Annotated in this window: 15 protein-coding genes; 4 read left to right on the forward strand and 11 right to left on the reverse strand. The window is 43.9% G+C overall.

Translation table 11 applies throughout. From position 1 onward, the window contains the following. Positions 1-118: 118 nt before the first annotated feature. Genes AKK44_RS04730 through AKK44_RS04740 form a run of 3 tightly spaced genes read right to left on the reverse strand, consistent with a single transcriptional unit; the run spans position 119 to position 2,618 of the window. Positions 119-760 (reverse strand): 3-oxoacid CoA-transferase subunit B, encoded by a 642-nt coding sequence (locus tag AKK44_RS04730; RefSeq protein WP_054278735.1) that lies wholly within the window; start codon positions 758-760, stop codon positions 119-121. A gap of 2 nt (positions 761-762) precedes the next feature. Further along, on the reverse strand, positions 763-1,422 hold the full coding sequence (locus AKK44_RS04735) for a CoA transferase subunit A (protein WP_037595431.1): 660 nt from the start codon (positions 1,420-1,422) through the stop codon (positions 763-765). Between the two features lie 11 nt (positions 1,423-1,433). Then, entirely contained in the window at positions 1,434-2,618 is a 1,185-nt protein-coding gene (locus AKK44_RS04740; RefSeq protein WP_054278736.1) for an acetyl-CoA C-acetyltransferase, read from the reverse strand. Between the two features lie 120 nt (positions 2,619-2,738). Here AKK44_RS04740 and AKK44_RS04745 point away from each other — a divergent pair, with 120 nt between their 5' ends. After that, positions 2,739-3,650, forward strand: a complete 912-nt coding sequence (locus AKK44_RS04745) for a LysR family transcriptional regulator (protein ID WP_054278737.1) — start codon at positions 2,739-2,741, stop codon at positions 3,648-3,650. Between the two features lie 73 nt (positions 3,651-3,723). Here the strand turns inward: AKK44_RS04745 and AKK44_RS04750 are convergent, their stop codons facing one another. The 7 genes from AKK44_RS04750 to AKK44_RS04780 form a co-directional block, all read right to left on the reverse strand. Next, positions 3,724-5,130, reverse strand: coding sequence for a short-chain fatty acid transporter (locus AKK44_RS04750; RefSeq protein WP_054278738.1), 1,407 nt, complete (start codon positions 5,128-5,130; stop codon positions 3,724-3,726). Between the two features lie 361 nt (positions 5,131-5,491). Continuing rightward, a complete protein-coding gene (locus tag AKK44_RS04755) occupies positions 5,492-6,328 on the reverse strand; it encodes a class C sortase (protein WP_054278739.1) in 837 nt (278 codons plus the stop codon). Then, complete coding sequence (locus AKK44_RS04760) at positions 6,321-7,181, reverse strand: class C sortase (RefSeq protein WP_054278740.1); 861 nt, start codon at positions 7,179-7,181, stop codon at positions 6,321-6,323. The genes AKK44_RS04755 and AKK44_RS04760 overlap by 8 nt, the downstream gene beginning before the upstream one ends. Next, positions 7,168-8,061 carry a class C sortase gene (locus AKK44_RS04765; RefSeq protein ID WP_054278741.1) on the reverse strand — a complete coding sequence of 298 codons (894 nt, stop codon included), beginning with the start codon at positions 8,059-8,061 and terminating at the stop codon, positions 7,168-7,170. Before AKK44_RS04765 ends, AKK44_RS04760 begins: the two co-directional genes overlap by 14 nt. Positions 8,062-8,151: 90 nt before the next feature. Beyond that, on the reverse strand, positions 8,152-9,000 hold the full coding sequence (locus AKK44_RS04770) for an MSCRAMM family protein (protein ID WP_236686657.1): 849 nt from the start codon (positions 8,998-9,000) through the stop codon (positions 8,152-8,154). A gap of 33 nt (positions 9,001-9,033) precedes the next feature. Further along, positions 9,034-11,292 (reverse strand): pilin N-terminal domain-containing protein, encoded by a 2,259-nt coding sequence (locus AKK44_RS04775; protein ID WP_054278743.1) that lies wholly within the window; start codon positions 11,290-11,292, stop codon positions 9,034-9,036. 266 nt (positions 11,293-11,558) lie between these two features. Then, entirely contained in the window at positions 11,559-15,140 is a 3,582-nt protein-coding gene (locus tag AKK44_RS04780; RefSeq protein ID WP_054278744.1) for a DUF7604 domain-containing protein, read from the reverse strand. A 360-nt stretch (positions 15,141-15,500) separates the two neighbouring features. Between AKK44_RS04780 and AKK44_RS04785 the strand changes: the two genes are divergently transcribed. Beyond that, positions 15,501-16,706, forward strand: coding sequence for a YSIRK-targeted surface antigen transcriptional regulator (locus AKK44_RS04785; RefSeq protein WP_054278745.1), 1,206 nt, complete (start codon positions 15,501-15,503; stop codon positions 16,704-16,706). Between the two features lie 107 nt (positions 16,707-16,813). On the opposite strand, the gene AKK44_RS04790 is transcribed toward AKK44_RS04785, so the two are convergent. Further along, positions 16,814-19,933, reverse strand: coding sequence for a DUF7604 domain-containing protein (locus AKK44_RS04790; protein WP_054278746.1), 3,120 nt, complete (start codon positions 19,931-19,933; stop codon positions 16,814-16,816). Positions 19,934-20,159: 226 nt separating this feature from the next. Here AKK44_RS04790 and hslO point away from each other — a divergent pair, with 226 nt between their 5' ends. Continuing rightward, complete coding sequence (hslO, locus tag AKK44_RS04795) at positions 20,160-21,032, forward strand: Hsp33 family molecular chaperone HslO (protein WP_054278747.1); 873 nt, start codon at positions 20,160-20,162, stop codon at positions 21,030-21,032. Then, a complete protein-coding gene (gene dusB / locus AKK44_RS04800; RefSeq protein WP_054278748.1) occupies positions 21,019-21,996 on the forward strand; it encodes a tRNA dihydrouridine synthase DusB in 978 nt (325 codons plus the stop codon). Before hslO ends, dusB begins: the two co-directional genes overlap by 14 nt. Positions 21,997-22,002 lie beyond the last annotated feature (6 nt).

Below are 22,002 nucleotides of genomic sequence, written 5' to 3' on the forward strand. Positions count from 1 at the left end.
AATTTAAAAACCAATAGGTGTTATGTTACTGTAAAAATATTTAAGTCTAAGTTTGGTATCATGTGTGTCATCTGACACGTTAAAGTTAGTCTTGTGTTCGTAAGAATATTACTATTTATTAATCCATGATCAATGGCACGCCAGTTGCTGCCTGCACTTCGTCAAAGGTAAAGTCGTCACTGATTTCAACCACTTGGATGCCTTCTGGAGTTACCTTGAAAACACCCATCTCAGTGATGATCATGTCAACCACACCCTTAGCGGTCAATGGCAATGTGCACTCTTTAAGGATTTTGTGTCTGCCTTTGTTTGTGTGCTCCATCGCTACGATAACTTTCTTAGCACCAACGAGCAAGTCCATCGCACCACCCATACCTGGAACCATTTTTCCTGGGATGAGGTAGTTCGCAATATCGCCGTTTTCAGCTAATTCCAATGCTCCAAGCACGGTCAAGTCAACGTGTCCACCACGGATAATTCCAAATGATGTCGCACTGTCAAAGAAAGCTGCACCTGGGTAAACCGTTACCGGCTGACCACCAGCATTAACAATCGTTGAGTTAGGGTCATCAGATTTTGGACCCAAGCCAATAAAGCCGTTTTCTGACTGGAAGTATACCACCATGTCATCTGGGACAAAGTTAGCAACCTTTGTTGGCAAACCAATACCCAAGTTGACCAAAGAACCATTTTCTAGCTCTTGTGCCACACGTTTTGCAATTCTGTTTTGGATCTCTTCTTTACTTAATTCAACTGCCATAATTATGCTCCTTCTTTCACAAGATAATCAACAAAAATATGTGGCGTGTGAACAAATTCAGGCTGTAACTCACCAGCAGGAACGATTTCTCTAGCTTGTACGATAGTTGTTTTTGCACATGCCGCCATCAATTGATTAAAGTTATTTTCTGATCCACTGTACTGAAGATTGCCAAGCTCGTCAGCTTTATTAGCCAAGACCAATGCAAAGTCAGCTTTGAATGGAAGTTCCAACAGATAAGTCACTCCATCAATCTCTTTTGTTTCTTTGCCTTCAGCAACCAAAGTTCCAACACCAGTTGGTGTGTAGAATCCTCCGATACCGTAAGCACCGATTCTGATTTTTTCTGCAAAAGTTCCTTGTGGAATCAACTCAATTTCAGTTTCGCCTTCGTTCATTTGACGACCTGCTTCTCTGTTCAAACCAATATGTGTTGCATAGATTTTCTTGAACTGGTGTTTAGCAACCATTTTACCAACACCACGGTCGATAAAGCCTGCGTCGTTACAGATCAAGGTCAAGTCTTTTGTCCCTTTAGCAACAAGAGCGTCAATCAATGCTTCAGGCGTTCCATTTGCCATGAAGCCTCCGACCATGATCGTATCACCGTCTTTGATTTGAGCAACTGCTTCTTCAATGGTAATATGTTTTTGTTTTTGCATGTTTTTCTCCCTTATCTGGTTACAATAACGCTTTGACCTTGACCGCCACCGATACACAATGTTGCAAGACCATATTTCGCGTCACGTTTAGACATTTCAGAAATCAAGGTTACCAAGATACGTGCACCAGATGCTCCGATTGGGTGACCTAGAGCAATAGCACCACCGTTAACGTTTACTTTTTCATCTTTCAAACCAAGATCTCTTGCCACAGCAAGTGCTTGAGATGCAAAGGCTTCGTTAGCTTCAACCAAGTCGATGTCATCGATTGTCAATTCTGCTTTTGCCAAAGCTTTTTGTGATGCAGGGATAGGACCACATCCCATGATGCTTGGGTCAACACCAGCACTTGCATAGCTCACTACAGTCGCTAAGATTGGCAAACCAAGCTCTTCTGCTTTGTCTTTGCTCATCAATAGAAGGGCTGCAGCACCATCATTGATACCTGATGCGTTACCAGCAGTAACTGTTCCGTTTTCTTTCACAAAGGCAGGTCTTAATTTGCCTAGTTTTTCAACAGTTGTGCCAAATTTAGGGTACTCATCTTGATCAATCACAAGTGGCTCACCCTTACGTTGTGGAACTGTTACAGGAGCGATTTCTTCTTTAAATTTGTTTTGTTCGATAGCTGCTTGCGCTTTTTGTTGGCTGTTTGCTGCAAACTGGTCTTGTTCTTCACGTGTCAAGCCGTATTGTTTTGCCACGTTTTCAGCAGTGATTCCCATATGGTAACCGTGGAAAGCATCGCTAAGACCGTCTTTGATCATAGTGTCAACAACTTTGCTGTCGCCCATACGTGAGCCCCAACGATGGTTTTGCAAGACATAAGCTGCTTGGCTCATGTTTTCAGCACCACCGACTAAAACCACATCCGCATTTCCAGATTGGATTTTTTGAGCCCCAAGTTCCACTGTTTTAAGACCAGATCCACACACCATATCAATGGTAAAGGCTGGAGTCTCATGAGGAAGACCAGAGTTCAAAGCAATCTGACGAGCAACGTTTTGTCCAAGTCCTGCGTGCAAGACATTTCCGAAAATGACTTCGTCAATCAAATCAGATGGAATGTTTGTTTCTGCAAGGATTTTTTTAACAACTGTCACACCTAGGTCAACAGCAGACACATTTTTAAATGATCCGCCAAAGGCACCAATCGGTGTGCGATATGCTGATACGATAACTGCTTCTTTAGACATCTTTTTTCTCCTTTTTGCTATTGAAACGCTTACATGAATATTATATAATTTATAATATAATATTCAAATATCATTTTGTTATATTTACCATAAGAAAAAGTTATAGAGGAAAGGACTACCATGAACATTACAAATCTGATTTATTTTGTTGAAATTGTTAACTGTGACTTCAACCTGACAAAAGCAGCGCAAAAAAGCCACATCTCTCAGCCTGCCCTCAGCAACTACATCAAAACCATCGAAAGCGAAGAGGACATCACCCTCTTTAACCGTAAAAAAGGGCGCCTCATTGGACTGACCTCTGTGGGAGAGCGTTTTTACGAAAATGCCAAAATCGTCATCTCCTCGCACGAGCAGCTCATGGCTGACCTGCGTAACGAATCCAAAAAATACAAGGGCGAGATTGTCATCGGTATTCCGCAGCTCATCTCAGGGCTCATCTTTTCAGAGTTAATCCCTCAGCTCATCGAGGAAAATCCCGATGTCAAGTTTACCATTGTCGAGACCGGCGCCTATGAACTGCAAAAGAAACTCTTTTTAAACGAAGTGGACTTTGCTATCTTACTGACCCCGACTGCTCTGGACCCTGCTCTAGCTGATATTGACATCCTCTTGCGAGACCAGCTCTGCCTTTACATGAGCGAAAAAACACTGGAGGACAAGTTTAAGGGCATGACCTCAATCTCCATCAAGGACCTCCACCGAGATAGCCTGGTCACTTTTGACAAGACCTTTATGATTTATCACCAGCTCAAGACCCTCTTTGAGCGTGAAAAGGTCAGCCCAAACATCAAACTGCACTCGGCGTCCTGGGACTTTTTGCTCAACAGCACCAGACACTCCTCCTACGTGACCATCCTACCAAGACCCATCACTTACTTTGCCGACATGGAAGGTTTGGTCGAAATCCAGCTCAAAGAGCACCCAAAATGGGAGGTGGTGCTAACCTCCCTCAAAAAAGACAAAACCAGCCACCTCAAATCCTACATCAAAAATACCATCTTGGACTATTTTGCCAGCAGGCGCTTTTAGCCATAAGGCCCAGCCATCAGTATACACCAAAAAAACATCTGATTCAAAATCAGATGTTTTTTAGATATAGTGTTTAGAATGCTAATAGGTAAACAATCACGATACCAGACACGACCAATACACATGGAATGGTGTAGGCAACGATTTGATTGAATTTCAACTTGAAGTTTGACAAGTATGACAATGCCCAGAATGGCACGATTAGGTTTGTAGTAGCGTCACCCAACTGGTAGGCTTGCAAGATACGACCCAGGTCGTTACCAACCTCGATAGATGCAGGCACGATGTAAGGCGCTTCGATAACGAACTTAGAACCACCTGATGGCACCGCAATGTTTAGCAATGCTGAGTAGAGGTAAGCAAATACTGGCCATGTTGTGCCGTTAGAGATGCTAACAAAGAAGTGTGAAATCTCAAGACCCAAGCCAGTGCTTTGGATGATACCAAAGATACCCGCATAGAATGGGAATTGCAACACCAAGCCCCAAGATGACATCACACCATCTTTAAAGAGTGCTGCGTAGTATTCAGGACCTTGTTGACCACAAAGGAGTAATCCCAAACCAAGGAAGAGGAAGTTAAAGCTGTTAAGGTCAAGACCTGACAAACCAACAATAGAGAACTGGTACACGCTGTAACCAAAGATGGCACTACCAATGATGTACATCACAAGACGTGATGAGTTCATTTTTTCAGCAGGTGTGTTGCGTGAAATCTCGATATGCGCTGTACCGTTGATGCTGTTCATGTAGATGTCGTCATCAAGCTCAACGATTTTTGACTCATCCTTAGGATGCACAAACAAGGCAAAGCATAGTGGCACCAACATACACACAATCAACAAGCTAATAAAGTGAACGTTCAAGACAGAAGACGTCAATGGCACACTTTCAGGAACCAATTGTTTGTAAGCTTCTGCCACACTGTTACGTAGGTAGTTTGGAGTTGCTGAGTAAAGAACCGCCGCACCTGATAGACCAGATGTCGCAGGCAAGAACGTAAAGAACAGAGTTGCCACAAACAATGGCGTGTGCACTTTGATCCCTTTTTGACGAGCCTGCACCAACAATTCCTTACCAAACACGATGGCAACCATCATTCCCAATCCCCAGTGTAAGAAACCAAAGATAGACCCTACAATGATTGAGAAGATAAAGATTTGTGTGCGTGATTTAGGCAATTTTGCCAAAAACTTGAACATTTTGTGGGCAGGAGGTGAACTTGCTACCGCATTACCAGTTGCAAGCAAGATGGTCATCTGCATAGCAAAGGACAAGAGTCCCCAGAAACCATTTACCCAACCATAGATAATCCCGCCTGTTTTCTCAGTACCAATAAACGGCGTATCCGTCATAAAGACTGCCATACCGATCACGAGAAAAGTCAGGATAAAACAGATAAAGAGCGACTCTGGCATCCACTTCATAAAGCCGTCAATATAGCGATCCATAAAACTTTTTTTGTTTTTTATGTCCTTCATTCCAACATTTCCTTTCAAATATCCAGAAACTTCCCCCAAGCGTCACCATATGTGTAAGCGTTTCAATTTCAGTGTTTAAATAGACAGGCAAGACAAGCGTCCAACAACTACGTTTTACTCACCTGCTGGTAGCGACTCTGTGAAAAATGTTTCAAAGGTTACTTCTATAATGACACCGCTTGCATAAATAATCAAATAGCAATTTTTTATATAAACCATAACTTCAGATTATAGTTTACCAAAAATAGCTATCTCATGCCTCTTTTTGCACACCTGTGCAATGAAAAAACCAACCAATCCGTTGTCAGAAAATAATCAGGGCATTAAAAAATTAGCCCTGCCGAGGCAGGACTAATTTCCTTTAAACTGTCTGGCGCGAGCCCTTCCAGCGAGACCAAAAGGCATAGCAGACCACCAAAAGTAACAGCCAACCAATCCCTGTCAAGACAAAAACAGGATTGGGCCCAAACCGCTCCTTTTTAGGAGTGATTTGGTTGGGCTGGCTGAGCTTGGAAGCCTTTTGTGCCGACACCTTTGGTAGTACTCGAGTGGCATTGACCAGGAGACGCTCGTTAAAGGGCGGGTAGAGTGGGTTGCAGGTCAGTAGCGTCAGCATATCCTGACCTTTTTTGGCCTTGAGCTGCTGCCAGTCGGTGGCATCGATCAGCACCACCTCCTGCACCACATACTCCAGACGTCGCACCCCTAGGTCGATGGTAATCTTGTCCCCAGGAGCCAGCTCAGCGATTCTGAGAAAGCGCTGGTCATTATACCAACTACGGTGCCCAGCGATGACAGAGCGCTTGCCCTTGCCTCCGACAGGTAGGTCTGTGCCTGTCACCTGAGCTACCCCACGCTCCAGATGGCTCTCGCTAGCACCGATACGAATGGGCTGGGTCGAGCCAATCTTTGGAATGGTGACATAGCCAATGATGCCGTCCTCAAAAGGACTTTGCTCCTCCTGTGTTTTGGACTCGACAAAAGGGTCAGACGTTGCGGGGTCTGTTTTTTGTCGCTCTTGGTGGTAGTTGCCTACCCACTTTTTTTGGGCCTTGGTCCAGTCCTTTTGCGCGTCCTGAAACTGGCGATAAGAGGCCTGCTCCATGAGCTGACTAGCAGACATCATGGTCAATAAAGCCAAGGGCAACAAGAGCCCCACCACCATCAACAGGTAGCCAAAAACCGTTCGTCTATTCACTCGTTACATCCTTTCTGCGTCGCTTGCGATACCAGAATATCAAACATCCTATGACTAGTATAACAAAAAACAGCACAGCAAGGATAATCCAACGATGGGCATACCATGGGCGTTGCGCACGCGCTTTTTCCACCGCCTTGCGATATGGCACACGGTGCCCACGCACCAAGAGCCTGTGGCTATTGATACCGTAGGGCGTGCAGGTCAACAAAGTAGCATAGTCCTTGCCTTTTTTAACCAAAACAGGGGTAAAATCATCAGGCTCAACCACCATGATCCGATCCACCTGATAGGCCAAGGTCCGCTCCAGATTGTGGATGAAAAAGAGGTCGCCCTTTTTCATCTTGTGGACATCGGTAAACAACTTGGCCTGAGGCAGGCCTGTATGGGCCGTGATGACCGTGTGGGTGTCCTTGCCACCAATAGGTAGCGATGTCCCCTCTAAGTGCCCTGCGCCCTTTTGGAGGACCTCCTCGCTGGTCCCTGCATAGATGGGCAGGTTGATGTCAATCCGTGGCACCTCCACGTAACCGATCTGCTCGTTTAGCTCGAGCATCTTGGCATACTCTGCCACCCCTTTTTTCTCTAGATCTGTGTAAGGGTCATTGATCCGACTAGGGTCTAACGTCGCGTTATAGGCCTGAGCCAGAGTGATCCGCCTCTTGATGTCGGCCTGGTCGACCTTACTTTTAGCCGTCTCAAAGGACGAGACCGACTGGTCCTGTTTGATACGGTAGTAATAGTTTGAAACCATCGGGTATGAGGCAATCAAAAGCCCCAAAATAAAGAGCAAGGGCAGTCCAAACCGCACGAGAAAGGGCTGTTTTTGCCCAGCTGACTTAGTTTTTGCCATGAGAGGCTCCCTTCTCAACAACCTTTGCCTTTTTCCGACGACGATACCACAGCCATGCCAATATGAGCAACAATAACAACAAGCAGAGCCCGATGATGAGGTAGAGGTACCAGTTGCTGTTTTCTGCCTGTGCCTTGTGGTGGGCCTTAGCCACATATGGGATACGGTGCCCACGCACGATGAGGCGGTGGGTGTTGATCCCTATCGGCGTACAGGTCAAAAGTGTCGCATAGTCCTTGCCAGGCACAATCAAGAGCTGTGAAAAATCATCAGGCTCGATGGTTTTAATCTGGTCGACCTTGTAGCCCAGGATTTCCTTGATGTTGTGAATGTAAAAGACGTCGCCCTTTTTGACCTTAGGCAGGTCAGAAAAGAGCTTAGCAGACGGTAGCCCCGAGTGGGAGGTCAAGACCGTATGGGTGTCTATGCCCCCAACAGGAAGTGACGTCCCCTCCAGGTGGCCACTGCCCCTGGAGATGGACTCCTCATTGGTCCCCGCATAGATGGGCAAGTCCACATGGATCCGAGGGATCTCCACATGCCCCATCTGCTCATGGAGCTCCAGCATGCGGGCATATTCTGCCCGACCTGCGGTTTTTTCCTCGTCAGAGTAGGGGTCCTTGAGGCTAACATCGTGGAGACTGGCATTAAAAGCCTCAGCCAGTTTGATCCTGCGGTCGATGTCTGCCTTGTCTAGCTGGGACTTGTCGCTATCAAACTGTCTCGCCTGATTATTGGAGTCGATGGTATAGTAGATCCGCGAAATTTGCGGATAGAGGAGAATGGCTAGCCCTAATAGAAATATCAGCAGAAACAGGCCATTACGCCTCAGCCAGGACTGACGTGTCGCCCCTAGCCTTTTCTTTGTTGTGGTTGACATATCTGCCACCTTTCTATCATTGTGTCTCATTAGCCCAAAAAGCCAGCCCCTCACCGAGGGAGACTGGCTTTTGGTAGTCCGAGTGGATGATCACTCAGGACGGCGCTTTTTGTCACGTTTGACCAGATAAGCACCTAGCATAAACATGGCAAAACCAATTAGCGCAACCACAATCATCACCGCGTTACCAGTGTATGGTACCTCGATCCCTGGGGGTGGGGTCTTAGGCGTGTTGATGACTTTTGTTGGTTTGGCTTTTGCGGAATAGTTGGTCACCTCAAAGGCCACCGGTTTTTGGGACAAGAGGTATCCCTTAGGGGCTTTGATTTCCTTGAGGTAGTAACTGCCAAAGGGCAGGTCTCCCACCTCAAAGAGGCCTTTTTTATCTGAGGTTACCAGATAGGGCTTGCCAGCCTTTAGGACAGGCGTTGCCTTGCTCTTGAGGTTTTGCCAAATCTCAAAGGTGGCACCCTGTAGCGTCCCACCCTGCGAAGACACCTTGACAAACTGGTAGGAGCCACGCTTTTGAGGGGTGGTTTTTTTCGCCTGGACGATTTGGTCTCGACCAGCTGTGACCGTCACGACAAAGGGCACAAGGACCTCGTCCTTAGTGACACCCTCAGCTTCACGGACATAGTAGCTCACTCCGTCAGCTAAGTTGGTCAACAGCACCTCAGATGTGCCTTTGTTGATAACAGCCTCTAAAGGATGATGATAGGCTGTCGTCAACTGGGCATCTGATTGAGCAAATAAGGCCGCCATGTCTGGCTTTTCACCACCCTTAGGCAAAGCCCAGAGCAACAAGCGCGTGTCCGTAGTTTTAGGCTCGATACGAATCGTCACCGCAGAATCCTTGGTCGCCGCAAAAATCGGAGAAGCCAGCAAGCACACTAGCGCACAAACTGACCAGAACAACTGAAACCATAACCGTTTTTTCACTGCGTGACCTCCTTTCCTTTGCCTCCCAAACAATTACGCTTGGTCGTGGTTACGACGACGAACCATCACATAGCCCGCACCTACCATGATTGCCAAACCAGCAACGGTAAAGATCACAGTACCGATACCACCGGTTTGAGGGATGGTTATTTTACGGTTTTTGATTTGAAGAGCGTGTGCATCAGGTGCTTTTTCGGCTACTAATTCATACTTCATTTCTTTCTCGTAACCTTTATAAGAACCTTTATTAATTTCAAATTTTACATTATTTGACAATTTCCCATAACCAACAGGAGCTGTTTTTTCTTCTAGTTCATATGACCCATAGGCTAAACCAGAAACTTCAAATCGACCATCCCCATCAGAGATAAATTCAGTCGCTTCTCCTTTTTCCTCAGCCCATTCATATTTCAACGAAGCTTGGTTGAAGGCATCATTATATGCCTTTTGAGCTGTATTAATCGCTTTCTTTATATTTTCCCCATTAGTACCCTTTTGTTCTTCTGAAGTTAATTTATTATAATCAGCAACTTTCTTGTCCAACTCTTTTTTAGTTTCTTCAAGCATTTTTTTGCTATTGGCTTTAACTGAGTCGTCCTTGGCAACTAGATATTGTTCACCTTTCTTCACAAAGAAAACTGCTCCTGGTAAACGTTTAGCACCTGTATCTTTATAATCAGTCTTCACGAAACGTCTTCCACCTACAGCCACTTCTGGAGAAGTTGGGTGTAGAGGAGTTGGGTTTTCTTTATCTTTAGTATTAGTAATAATAGCTTGATTTGTAATTGAACCAATATTGTTAGGATCTTTTATTTCTGCATTATATCCAGCTACACGTTCATATATTTGCCACAAACCATCATTTTGACTTAATCCAGTAAATACTCCATTAAACCCCCCTGTTGCATTAAATTTAACACCAGCACCTAAATCAAACACCTGTTCTTTAGTATCATTAGATAATGTTACAGCATACTTGTCATCACCTTTTTGCAAGATATACGTCACTACAACATCATTTAGAATAGTATTATCAGGTTTCCAGTTTTTTGTGACTGTTAATTTTTCTGACTGAGGGGTTACTGCTGTAGGACCTTGTTCCACATATGGCTTGTTACCATACTCTAACCTAATATCATTCTTTTCAGGAACATCTACAATAGCGTTACCATTAACCGTTGCAGAGTAAGTTAACGTAAACTCAACATCTTTTCCATTATTAAGACTTTTTCCTTCTGCATCTTTAGGTTTTGTAACCTCAGTTACTTTTTTTAGACCTTCTTTTGTTAGGTATAAAGTAAATCCTCGGTCATCTGCTACAATTTTATAATCGCTATCCGCTTGCATTTGTAAATTTTGTTTTAGGTCTTCTGAATACTTAGCATTAATAATAATACTGCCACTCTCCAAAGTAAGACCATTGGTCATACTATCTTTCCAGACCAACTTGCCATACTCAGTTCCTGCATTTACTTTTGTTTTTACTTCATATGGAATTATTTGACCAATGGATGCTGTTGCTCTGAATGTAGTTTGATTGTTGTATTGCGCTCTACCTTCAATATTTGTCTTGCCATCTTCACTCATCAAATCCTTATTTTGACCAAAACCTTTTGCAATTTCTGGCTTATCCTCTGTATTTTTAGGATATACATGAGCATCTTTCACTATACCTTTTTTATTGACAATAGGCAATTCAATCTCTACAGGTACAGCTTTAGAATCTGCTAAAATTTCTCCATTTTCCCCCATGTAAGTAGATTTTTCTTTAACTTCAACAATTCTGTACTTTCCTTCTGGTAAACTGCCTGTATTAAATTTTGCTCCTTCGTTACCTGTTAACATACCGTGAAGATGCTTCTTATAATATTCTTCTTGTTCTTTATTGCTCTTGTCTTCTAACATTTGACCTAAGTAGTTAATATAGCGCCACTTGCCAGAATATTCATCTTGCTTTTGCCATGCAAAATAGGCACCTGAAATTTCTTTAGAAGAATCTCCAAAGAAATTTTTTATAGTGGATTTTTGTTCTTTCCCTTCTACAGCATCTTCTAATTTTCTACCAATATACTTTGTGCCATCAAAACCTTCTACTCCTGGGAATATTTCTTCACCTTTTTGATTTTTCGCATTAAATTTTTCTTTATCCATTACAATTTTATGTAAAGTAACCGTTTGGGTTTTAGTTGCAGGTTTAGCTTCATTCTCCCTCGCCATTACCGCAAACGCTGGCATCAGCACTCCAAATACCAACAGCGCCGCTGCTAATATGTTTAATAATTTTGTTTTCACTATTCTCTCCTTATGTTATGTGTTTTGGTTTGTTCGGTGTTGACCTGGGTCAACCGTGTTGCCATGTATCTTTGAAATCGTCTGAATAGACTCCCCCCTTTTTCAAAGAATTGTGCTGTTTGGATATCTTTTTGTTACTAACGTATTTATGGCCACCCTAGAGGCAACCCCTAGCCTGCTGGCTTGTCAACGGTCATGTGACACACGCCACACGCCTCACGACTCACGACACCAGCTAGACCACTTATGTGCTAGACGCTTACGCCTTAGTGCCTAACAGCCCTACGTCTCAGCATCATCGCCAAAGCACCTGCCATCACAGACACACCCACAAGAGTAAATACAGTCCTACCCATACCACCAGTCTTAGGATACTCACCTTTTTTAAAGTTTTTCACCGTTATCTCAATTTGAGTAATGTCTTTGGTTGGATTGTTCAGCTCTATAAAGTTCTTACCTTTGCCATCAATCGTTACTTTTCCTTTTTCATCTATCGTCAAAGTAACCTCAGGAATGGTGTAATAATTTTCAGGTGCTTTTTCTTCCTTAAGGATGTATTTACCAGATTTAATACCTTCAAACTCTAGGCTGTGGTCTTTGCCTTGAGTTTCTAGTTTGTGCTCCTCACCTTTAGAGTTTTTTACAAGTTCTTTACCATCCTTATCATATAAACCAAAAGTTGCAGTGAGACCTTTTTCCTTGTCCCTACCATCACGCTTCAAGATTTTAAGATTGAAGTGTTTTTGGTTTTTAAGCACAAAGGTATTGCCTTTTTCTTTATCAACTGGTTGTTTGTTAGATTCTTTAACCTCAACTTCTTTACCTTCTTGGTCTGTGACAGTCACCTTACCTTTTTTATCCACCATAACCTTCCATGGTTCCTGCGGTAGAGCATAACCTGGTTTAGCTTGTGTTTCATACAGGTCATAAGTTTTATCTTTTTGAAGGTATTTAAAGGTTAGTTGACCATTTTTAGTGGTTCCTTTCTCCCAGACTTTTTCTTTCGCTTTGTCATTTTCTCTGTACAAAGCAAATTTAACACCATCAAGTTTAATAGTAGGATCCTTAGCATCCACTTTTTCAATGGTCATCGGAACCGTACGAACTTGAATAACGGGGTGTTTATATGGGAGATTATGTTGACGACCATCAGCCATATAATCTACAGTAGCGTTGTCATTAGACCTTAGACCATCATAACCAGAGCTAGTATTATTCTCCAGGTAGTCCGTTCCGCTATTCCCTTGCTCATCGTATTTGCCTTCCAAATTTTTATACTTTTCATAGGCTTCATCTGAGGCTTTTACATTAAAAGATACAGTATATGTATACTTATCGTCTATTCTGTAATTTTTGTGAAATACTAACGTAACTTTTCCTGAGCTGGTTTTTGTTTTTATATTATCAAACTTAACCTCTTGTATAACTTCTTTTCCTATCTCAGTTACGCTTTTATTTTCGTATAAAACTTCAACTTTATCATTCGTTTTTAGTTTTCTGGTAACCTTTACATCAGGCTGTTTTTGATAATAATCAACATATCGACTCAAATTGTCTGAAATCTTTAACTCAGAAATTTTACTATTTTCAACAATTGTACTCAAGGTATTTTCTATTTCGCCCGTCTTTGTAATACCGTAGTAGTAGTCTTTCCCTGAAAGATATCTCAAAACTACTGGGCTAGAACTTGCTGTTTCTTTATTAATATCTTTTGATACACCTAACGAATAAGTAGTAACCTGTGGATTATCTTTTCGAAAGTTATCAATAGCAACATTAGTACCGGTTTGAGATGCTATAACATTATTTATATCTGCCGCACTCCCATTTCCATGTCGATATCTATTTTCTCCAAAATAAAAAGTAGGAACACCATCACTGATGAAAATCATAATTTTTCGTCTATCATCATTTTTAACAGCTTTAAACATTTCACTAGCTTTTAACAGAGCAGCATGGTAGTTAGTACCATTATTGATACGTGCACCTAACTTATGTGGCTCCAAATAGGCTGAGCTCCCCCACTCTTTCAAAACTTCCGCATCATTACTATCCTCAATTAATGGTTGATAAAAACCTCCATTAGCTGTTTTTTGCCAAATGCCTTTTGGGTATTCAACACTACCTTGAAAACCAATAACCGCTAATCTATTTTCAGAATTTATATCTAAAAACTTTTGTAATAGCCCTGAAGTTCCTAACAAAGCATTTTCTACTACTCTATCGCGAGCACCACTTTTATCTACATTAACTCGTTTTTTATAGTAATAAATAGAAGTGTTATTTGGATAATAACTGTATCCCTTAAATTCATTAAAATTTACCACACCTTTATTATCCCATCCATATTGGGTCATTTCATAGTGTTGATACTCATACTTGATATCACTTCCTAGAGGCTCTTTCATACTTCCTGATCTATCAACAACAACAAGTACATCAAGGGCTTCCTTAGTTCCAGTCATGTCAAGATATAGGCGGTAAAGATCTTCTAATTCTTCCTTATCTTTAGGATTATCGTCTACAGTTGTGTCTTTATTATCACCACTATCACCAAGGTAATCAATTTGTTTATGATGCTCGATATTGCCCTTATCAACTTTTTTTTCCGGCTCAACACTTCTTGGTTGAACACTCCGTTTATTTCGAGCACTTCGAGGAACTGGGGCTTGTAATAGTGAGCGTTTAAAGCGAGACCGTTTGACTGTCTTACCATCCTCTCCTCCACTTTGTGCTGACCCAAAGCTTCTTGCTACTTTTGCCGGTAACATCGGAGCGAGATCGAGTGGTTTGCTTGAGCGTAGGTAGACCTTAATCACGTTTTCTGAATACTTGCCATCGCGCGCATGGTTGACGGCTTCGTAGTTGCCATAGAGCATTTCTTTTGTCTCAAATGTCTCAGTGTTTGCTTTTTGATACTCTGTTTTAACAACTTTGTAGTCGTCAGACAGGTAGTCGATAATGGTAAACTCTTTTTGCCAAACAAAGAGATTTTTAATCGTCTCAACTTCCTCAAAGTCGGCAGACTCAAACGTGCTTTCTATGGTATCTTCCTTTGGTTGCAAGACCTTAATCGTGACAGGCTTGCGGTAGGGACTGAGCTGGTCTGTTTTTTCTTGCTCTGTTGTCCCATCTAGGACGAGTTTCCCATAGTCCTCGAGGTCTAACTCTGTTTTTTCTTGGAGTTTTGTTGTCCTTGCGATAATGATACGGGTGCTCGGCTGGGTTACTTTTCCTTTATAGGATAATTTTGTAACCTTTTGAGCCTGACCTTCCTCTTTAGCCAGAGCAACTTTCTCTGCATCCACCACGCTCACCTCATCAGATTCATTCGTGAGGATACCGATTTTGAGGTTCTTATCCTTTTCGGTTAAACCTGCTAGCGCTAGCCCGTCTTTAAAGGTTAGGGTCACGCCGAGGTTATCCGAGGCGGGGAGATTCGTGAGGTCTATGATTTGCGCATCTGTGATTTTTAAGGATTGCTTTTTCAACTCCTGTGACAGTTTGTCCAGGTCTTGGTCATTACGCTTGGTGGCGTCTGAGGTTTCGAGACTAGCTAGTGATGCCGTTGCTTTCTCAAAGCCTTCTGCAGATTTTTCAGCATCTAGTGTGACCGTGATATCACCCGTCTGTTTAGTTGAGACCACTGTTGGGGACGACCGAGCCTTTTCAGGTTCTTTGGGGGCTAAATCTGCACTTGATGGCGACGCCCTTTGTCCAGACGGATTCTGATGCGTCTCTACGTGTTCTGTCATTGAGGCAACTTGAGCTACAGGCAAGGCCAACTGCGAAAAAATAAGCCCTGCAGTGGCTACCAGGCTGATTAGTTTATAATCTATTTTTTTCATTATTTTTAGGTAACTCTCTCTTTTTTTGTTTCCATTACAAATATTTTCAACAATATCATACTCTATTTAACCATTTAATCCTGGCAAATGGTAGCGATTTTATTAAATAGTCAGTTTTTACTCTTTTAAACGCTATTTTCAATATTGTCTAAGCAGTAATATTAGCGAATGCTTGTTAAATCAATAAATACCGCTATAATATGGTAATAAATAGTTTGCTTCATTTTTTACTTTTTATTCTCTTTTTTACCGAAATAACGCTTTTGTCAAAATCTATTCCATTGACAAGACACCTGCTTTTTATTAGAATACTTGATAGTTTGCTCGAAAGTACTAATAACAATAAAGGTGGCCAAAACTTTGACTTCTCTTGATTTCAAGCATGTTCATGCTCTGCATACCCTATCTCAATTACCAGTTTTGGTAATTTCAAAAAAAAGCGAACTCATCCAATCCTATGGTAGCGATCGCTATATAGTGCCCTACTACCAAGTCATTGATCAGCTCAATCTGACCTTAAAGGATGACTTTGACAGTTATCAGGGCCTTTTGGAGGAGACATTTTTAGTATTTCCGGTGTGTAAGCACTTTCTATCAATAGGACCTTTCTACACGCGCCGCCTAGAAACGGCCTATCAGGAAGGTCTGGTAGAGCGATTCTTGGAAAGTCATCCCGGCAAGCATAAGGAATGCCTCATGGCTTATATGAAATCAGTCCCTTGCTTTTCAGCGGAGGATATCCTTAGCCTGATCATTACGGTGGACGCTTTTTTCCAGACCTCCTTTGAAAAAACCAGCAAGCAGGCCGTTGCCAAGCTCATCAAAGAATCCAAAGAAATCCTCACAGACCCAGAAACCATTGCTAATCTTGAGTTAGAGGGTTCCACATCATCTCATTTGCCAAACACGCTCAGCTACCTCAATCATATCATCAGCCTGGTCAAGCTGGGCAACACCGACCTGTTGCGCAAAGAAATCAACAAACTCTCCCTTTCAGGGATATCCTCATCGTCTATCTCAGCTTTACGTGCTGAAAAGAATCTCTCTATTGTCTACTTGACCAAGCTCTTAGAGTTGAGCTTTGCGGAGAGTACCGATGTGGCGAGAAACTACGAGCTAGCCAAGCACTTTATGAAACTGACCGAAGAGGCTATCGACCTGATCGAAGTATTACGGGTGCGGGCTGCTGCTATTATTAGTTTTTCAGAGTCCTTGGCGAACAAGAGTACCTCTGATAAAAAACAGATTTTTGACAGCATTCTCCACTATGTGAGTAGTCACATATACTCCAAGCTCAAGGTCTCAGACATCGCTAGTCACCTCTACATCTCTGAGTCTCACTTACGATCAATTTTCAAGCGCTACTCAGACATCTCTCTACAAAGCTATATCCTAAAATCCAAGGTCCAGGAGGCCAAAATCCTCCTCAAACGTGGCATGCCAGTCGGCGAAGTGGCCAAGATGCTTCATTTCTATGACACCACGCACTTTTACAAAACCTTTAAAAAATACACTGGCATGACCTCAAACGAATACCTCACCAATTACCGTAAAAACCACAAATAAACCAGACCCAAACAATCGCCACAGACTTCTGTCGTCACGCGCGATTGCTTCTTTTATTGACTGCAGCAGCAAAAAGCCAATCACCTAGACTGTGATTGGCTTTTTTGTTAGATTTGACCGTATCGCTTGGTGCCATAATAGGCTAGAGCCGACAAACTTGCGGCCATGAGCCCTATCAAGAGATAGAGGAAAATTCCTGGTCCACCTGTGGTAGGGAGGTTGATTTTTTGGTTGTTAAGAACATATCTGTCACCTGTTAGCGTGAGGCTAGCACCTGCCTGGTCGAGGACGGTGACTTTTCCGTCATCAGCTAGACGAATGGTCCAGGGCGCACTGGGCAGGGCGTAGCCTTCCTTGGCCTTTTTCTCATAGAGGTAGTAGGTTTTCCCTCTCTGGAGGTAATCAAAGGTAAGCTTACCATCCATTGCGGTTGTTCCACTTGCCCAGATTGTTTTTTTATCGTCCGTTCGTAGCTCAAAGGCAACACCGTCAAGGGTCTGCTCCTTGTTTTTGGCGTCAACCTTGAGTAAAGGCAGAGATATCGGGGTTATCTGGAGAACGGGGTGCCCATAGGTCAGGTCATATGGGCGGCCATCAGCAGTATAATGAATGCCTGCATTAGTGTTTGTGGGCAAGCCTTTTTTACCCGAACTAGCTGTTTTACCATCATAGTCGGTATCCTTGTCCCCTGTGTCAGGATAAGTGCCTTTTCCATCTCTATATGCCTCATAAGCTTTGTCAGAGGCCTTGACGTTAAAGGACACCGTGTAGGTATAGTTGTCATCGACCCTGTAAGTAGGGTTAAAAACCAGGCTCACTCTGCCTGAGCTAGCGTTACTGCTAGCCGTCTCAAAGCCTACGCTTTTGATGATAGCTTTGCCCTTATCTGTTATTTCTTTATCTTGGTAAAGGATTTCCTTGTCCGAGGGATTGGTTTTTGAGATTTTTGTGACCAAAAGGTCTGGTTGCTTAGCGTAATAGTCCACGTACTGGCTCAGATCATCCGAGATGGTAATATTAGAGACCTTGCTAGATTCCACGATATCGTTTAGGGTGGTCGCCAAGGTGTCAACATTTGTGATACCTGAATAGTTAGCCTCCCCCGAGAGATAGCGGAGCACAACTGGGCTAGAGCTGGCAGTATTGCTGTTGATGTCTTTTGAAACCCCTAGTGCGTAGGTGGTCACGTCAGGATGCTGTGCTTTAAAGACATCAATAGCTGTCTTGGTGCCTTCTTGCACTGTTGCGATGTTGTTTTTATCTCTTGAGCTACCATTTCCTGCACGGTACTGGTCAGCACCAAAGTAAAAGGTGGGCACCCCATCACTGATGAAAATCATGATTTTGCGACGGCCGTCATCTTTTAGCTCTGTCAGCATGGTACTGGCCTTTAGTAGAGCCGCGTGGTAGTTGGTACCGTTATTGTTTAGGGCTGTTAGCTTGCCAGAATCAAGCTCTGCCGTACTACCCCATGGTTTTAGCACTTGGGCATCTCGGCTATCAGCTACCGAGGGCTGATTAAACCCTCCGTTAAGGGTTGGTTGCCAGTTTCCTTGTTGGTAGTCAACACTTCCTTGAAAGCCAACAACCGCAACCTTGTTTTTAGGATTGATGTTTAAAAATTTTTGTAGCAGTCCTTCTCCTCCCAGGAGCGCCGTCTTAACGGCTGCGTCTCGAGTCCCACTGGTGTCAACATTGACACGCCCTCTGTAATAGTATACATCGCCATTTGTAGGTTGGTACTGGCGCCCTTGGTAGCTGTCAAATCTCACCAGGCCGTTATTGACCCAGCGGTTGTAACGATTAAGAGAGTAATGTTGGTATTGGTAGCGATAGTCTGTCCCGATAGGGTCTTGCATGCTTCCTGATTTGTCAACAACGACGAGCACATCCAGGGCTTCTTTTCGTCCTGTCATATCCAGATAGAGGCGGTACAGGTCTGAGGTTTCCCCTGTTTGACCTGCATCATCGACTGAGGTATCAGGATTATCCGCCTGTTGACCATTATCTCCTAGGTAATCGATGCGCTTGTGGTGCTCGATGACTTCTGTGTCACTGGTTTCAGCCTTGAGGACTGGCTTTAAAGCCCTAGGACCTGGCAGTAGTGACCTGCGAAAGCTTGGCGGGGCTGAGTTTCCCCTGCTTAGGGCAGCTCTGAAGCCTCTTGGCTCTAGGATACCTGCTTGTTGCGTCAGCATAGGCAGAAAGCTCAGAGGCTGTTTCGAGCTAAGGTAGATGTTGATTACATTTTGTGCAGAGAGTCCTTTATCATCAGTCTGAGGGGCTACTTTATAGTCGCCAAACAGCATCTGATTTTCTAAGATCCTACTGGTGTGGGCTCGTTGATAGGCTACCTTGACAACATCGTAGTCATCAGACTGATAGTCAATAACGCCAAACTTAGTTTGCCAGGTAAACAGACTACTCAGGCTGGTAACCTCTGTAAAGTCTGCCGAATCACTGGTGCTTTCGATGGAGCCTAGTTTAGGCAAGAAAACCTTGACAGTAATGTCTCTGTGTTGAGGATTGGGTTGATGATTGACGTTCTTGATTGCAACCGTGCTGTCCAAGGTCAAACTGCCATAGTCTGATAGCTCAAGAGTCGTTGCTATTTCTAGCGGCTCGGTGGTGGCTATGATGAGTTGATGAGCTTTCGGAGCCGTGTAGGTTAACCCAGATAGGAGCTGTTTTTTATCTGCTGTAACCAGGGTCTGATTGGTTTTATCTGTGTCTATCAACGTTATCGGCTGCCCATCACTAGTGAGGATACCTAATCTCAGCGTTTTGTCCGACAAACCGTTGAGAGCAAGGCCCTGCTCAAAAGCAAGCTGGGTTTCCAGCTGATCAGAATCCCCTGGATAAGCAGTCTCGATGGCCTGGATGTCAACAAGTCTGAGATTTTCGCCGGCTAAGGCTTGAGACATCTCCGCAAAGGCTCTGTAATATTGATCTAGGTCTGTAGGGGTTTTGCGCTGGTTAAGGCGAGCAATCACTGACTCAGTTGCTAAAACGGTCTGGCCACTACTGGCTGTGATGGTCACATCGTTCCGGTCTGAATCGAGCGTTTCTGTCTTTGGCACCGTTTTTTTAGTGACTAGATTAGTCTCGGAAGTATCAGAATAGCCTGTTAGCAGACTGAGCTGACCTAAGGGAAGTACAAATTGAGACAAAATAAGCCCTGCAGTAACTACTAGACTGATGAATTTATGGGTGTTTTTTTTTGGCATGGCTCTCTTTCAGAGTTAACAATGTTAACGTGTTAAACAATCATTATAGCCTATTCTTTCCCGAAATAAGATTTTTTTACTGTAATGAATTGAATTATACAAACATGCAATCTTTTATTACCCTTTTGATGTGGAAAAAACCTGAAATCAAGGCACGCTAGCATATCCTGGTTTTTACCTGGGCTTTTTTCTAGTGCTCTTTGCGCTTTATGGTATAATCATAGTTATGGATAAAATTATTAAATCAATTTCTGCGTCTGGTGCTTTTCGAGCTTATGTTCTTGATAGCACTGAGACGGTCAGAACAGCTCAGGAAAAACACAACACCTTATCGTCTTCGACAGTTGCTCTTGGCCGCACCCTGATTGCCAATCAAATCTTAGCGGCGAATCAAAAAGGCGACAGTAAAATCACCGTCAAAGTCATCGGAGACTCTTCTTTTGGCCACATCATCTCTGTTGCCGATACTAAGGGCCATGTCAAAGGCTACATCCAAAACCCTGGTGTCGACATCAAAAAAACCTCTACCGGCGAGGTTTTGGTCGGACCTTTCATGGGGAATGGTCACTTTGTAACCATCATCGACTATGGTACGGGAAACCCTTATACCTCGACGACCCCTTTGATTACCGGAGAGATTGGCGAGGACTTTGCCTACTACCTCACCGAGTCTGAGCAGACCCCGTCTGCTATCGGACTCAACGTCCTCTTGGACCAAGACGACAAGGTCAAGGTAGCTGGTGGCTTTATGCTTCAGGCTTTACCTGGGGCTTCTGACGAGGAAATCGCTCGCTATGAAAAGCGTCTGCAAACCATGCCTGCCATCTCTAGCCTGCTGGCTTCTGAGGATCATGTCGAGGCGCTCCTTAACGCTATCTACGGTGAGGATGACTACAAACGCCTAGCCGAAGATGAGCTGAGCTTTCAGTGCGACTGCTCAAGAGAGCGCTTTGAGTCGGCGTTGATGACTCTGCCAGTCTCAGACCTAAAAGAGATGATCATCGAGGACAAGGGTGCCGAGATTACTTGCCAATTTTGTGGCACAACCTATTATTTTAACGACACTGACCTGGAGGCTCTCATCAATGAAAAAGCTTAATTCGTCTTTCAAGATTGGTGAGGTGCTTATCCCTCACCGTACCGTGCTAGCCCCTATGGCTGGCGTGACCAACTCCGCTTTTCGTACCATTGCCAAAGAATTTGGCGCTGGGTTAGTCGTGATGGAGATGGTCTCTGAAAAGGGCCTGCTCTACAACAATGAAAAAACCCTGCACATGCTCCATATCGACGACAATGAGCACCCCGTGTCCATTCAATTATTTGGAGGCGACGCCGAAGGGCTTAAACGAGCTGCGGACTTTATCCAACAAAACACTAAGGCGGATATTGTCGACATCAATATGGGCTGCCCTGTCAACAAGGTCGTCAAAAACGAAGCTGGCGCCAAATGGCTCAAAGACCCAGACAAAATCTACCACATCGTCAAAGAAGTCACTTCAGTGCTAGATATCCCGCTAACCGTCAAAATGCGTACTGGCTGGTCGGATAGCTCACTGGCTGTCGAAAACGCCCTAGCTGCTGAGTCAGCAGGCGTCTCAGCTCTTGCCATGCACGGACGTACTCGTGAGCAGATGTACACAGGTAGCTGTGACCACGATACCCTAGCACGCGTATCACAGGCCATCACGACCATTCCCTTTATCGGAAATGGAGACGTGCGTTCTGTCCAAGACGCCAAGTTCATGATCGAAGAAATCGGTGTGGATGCAGTGATGATTGGCCGCGCAGCCATGAACAACCCTCACCTCTTTACCCAGATTAACCATTTCTTTGAAACGGGTGAGGAATTGCCAGACCTTCCTTTCACCAAAAAACTAGACATCGCTGAGGACCACCTCAAGCGCTTGATTGCCCTCAAAGGGGAATCTATTGCCGTCCGTGAATTTCGCGGGCTGGCACCTCACTACCTCCGTGGCACGGCAGGTGCTGCCAAGGTCCGTGGGGCTGTTTCACGCGCCGATACTTTAGCTGAAGTTGAGGCCATTTTTGCACAAGTACGCTAACGACAG

It is taken from the genome of Streptococcus phocae, assembly GCF_001302265.1.
GTDB lineage: Bacteria > Bacillota > Bacilli > Lactobacillales > Streptococcaceae > Streptococcus > Streptococcus phocae.